2 protein-coding genes and 1 pseudogene are annotated in these 1,787 nt (G+C 62.2%); all 3 read right to left on the bottom strand.

The features are described from left to right. A pseudogene (locus EN994_RS29780) lies at positions 1–608 on the bottom strand (NADH-quinone oxidoreductase subunit D); the annotation flags it as partial. Next, positions 609–1,211, bottom strand: a complete 603-nt coding sequence (locus tag EN994_RS29775; RefSeq protein ID WP_013531091.1) for an NADH-quinone oxidoreductase subunit C — start codon at positions 1,209–1,211, stop codon at positions 609–611. A 4-nt stretch (positions 1,212–1,215) separates the two neighbouring features. Beyond that, positions 1,216–1,787, bottom strand: a 572-nt coding sequence (locus EN994_RS29770) for an NADH-quinone oxidoreductase subunit B (RefSeq protein WP_245466120.1), incomplete at its 5' end; no start/stop codon positions are given.

Below are 1,787 nucleotides of genomic sequence, written 5' to 3'. Positions count from 1 at the left end.
TCGACATTGCGCTGCTTGAAGATGCGGTTGCCGGTCAGCAGCCGGTCGAGGTCGTCGATCGACTTCAGGAACGGGTCGATCCACTTGCCGATGTCCTCGACCAGTTGACGCGGCAGGTCCTGATGGACGCCGCCGGGCCGAAAATAAGCGGCATGCATGCGCGAACCGGAGGCGCGCTCATAGAACACCATCAGCTTTTCGCGTTCGACGAAGCCCCACAGCGGCGGCGTCAGCGCACCGACGTCCATCGCCTGCGTCGTCACATTGAGGATGTGCGACATGATGCGGCCGATCTCGCTGTAGAGAACGCGGATCACCTGGCCACGCTTCGGCACCTCGATGCCGAGCAGACGCTCGGCGGCCAGCGCAAAGGCATGTTCCTGGTTCATCGGCGCGCAATAGTCGAGCCGGTCGAGATAGGGTACCGCCTGCAGATAGGTTTTGGCTTCGATCAGCTTTTCGGTACCGCGATGCAGCAGTCCGATATGCGGATCGACGCGATCGACGACTTCGCCGTCCAGCTCCAGCACAAGGCGCAAAACGCCGTGCGCCGCGGGGTGTTGCGGGCCGAAATTGATGTTGAAGTTGCGGACGGAGGTTTCAGCCATTTACTGCTTTGCCTTCTCGTCACCCGGCAGCACGTAATCCGTACCTTCCCACGGGGACAGAAAATCGAAATTGCGGAATTCCTGCTTGAGCTCGACCGGCTCATAGATAACGCGCTTGGCCTCGTCGTCGTAGCGCACCTCGACGAAGCCGGTCAGCGGGAAATCCTTGCGCAAGGGATGGCCTTCGAAGCCATAGTCGGTCAGCAGGCGGCGCAGGTCGGGATGGCCGGAGAACAAAACGCCGTAGAGATCGTAGGTCTCGCGCTCGAACCAGTCGGCGCCGGGATAGACGCCGGTGATCGACGGCACCATGGTTTCCTCGTCGGCCTGCACCTTGACGCGGACGCGCACATTCTGCTTCGGCGACAACAGGTGATAGACGACGTCGAAACGCTTGGCCCGCGACGGATAGTCGGCGCCGCAGACATCGATGATCGAGATGAACTGGCAGCGCGCATCGTCGCGCAGGAAGGTCATCACCTCGACCAGATCGCGCGGCTCGACATGGATGGTGAGTTCGCCATAGGCGATATCAGCCTCGTTCACGCGGCCGATCAGCTTCTCGCCGAGATAGGTCGACAGTTCGCTCAGGGATGCGGTCATGGATTTACCGTTCGATCGTGCCGGTGCGGCGGATCTTCTTCTGCAAGAGAAGAATGCCGTAGAGCAGCGCTTCGGCGCTCGGCGGACAGCCGGGCACATAGATGTCGACCGGCACGATGCGGTCGCAGCCGCGCACCACCGAATAGGAATAGTGGTAATAGCCGCCGCCATTGGCGCAGGAGCCCATCGAGATGACGTAGCGCGGCTCCGGCATCTGGTCGTAGACCTTGCGCAGCGCCGGCGCCATCTTGTTGGTCAGCGTGCCGGCGACGATCATGATGTCGGACTGGCGCGGAGACGCGCGTGGCGCGACGCCGAACCGCTCCGAATCATAGCGCGGCATCGAGGTGTGGATCATCTCGACCGCGCAGCAGGCGAGGCCGAACGTCATGAACATCAGCGACCCGCTGCGCGCCCAGGTGATGAGCGCCTCGGTCGAAGTGACCAGAAAGCCCTTGTCGGCCAACTCGTTGTTGATCTCGAGGAAGAAGGGATCGTCCTCCCCCACCGGCCTGCCGGTGTTGGGATCGATGATGCCCTTGGGCTTCGGCGCGACGAGGGTGCCTGAACTGTCGT

The organism is Mesorhizobium sp. M7A.F.Ca.CA.002.09.1.1, assembly GCF_003998555.1.
GTDB classification, from domain to species: domain Bacteria; phylum Pseudomonadota; class Alphaproteobacteria; order Rhizobiales; family Rhizobiaceae; genus Mesorhizobium; species Mesorhizobium ciceri.
This window is presented reverse-complemented; position numbering and strand designations above follow the sequence as displayed.

Bases quoted from the DNA above. Each gene is read 5' to 3' on its own strand.
- EN994_RS29775 (WP_013531091.1), bottom strand. From the start codon at position 1,211: ATGACCGCATCCCTGAGCGAACTGTCGACCTATCTCGGCGAGAAGCTG.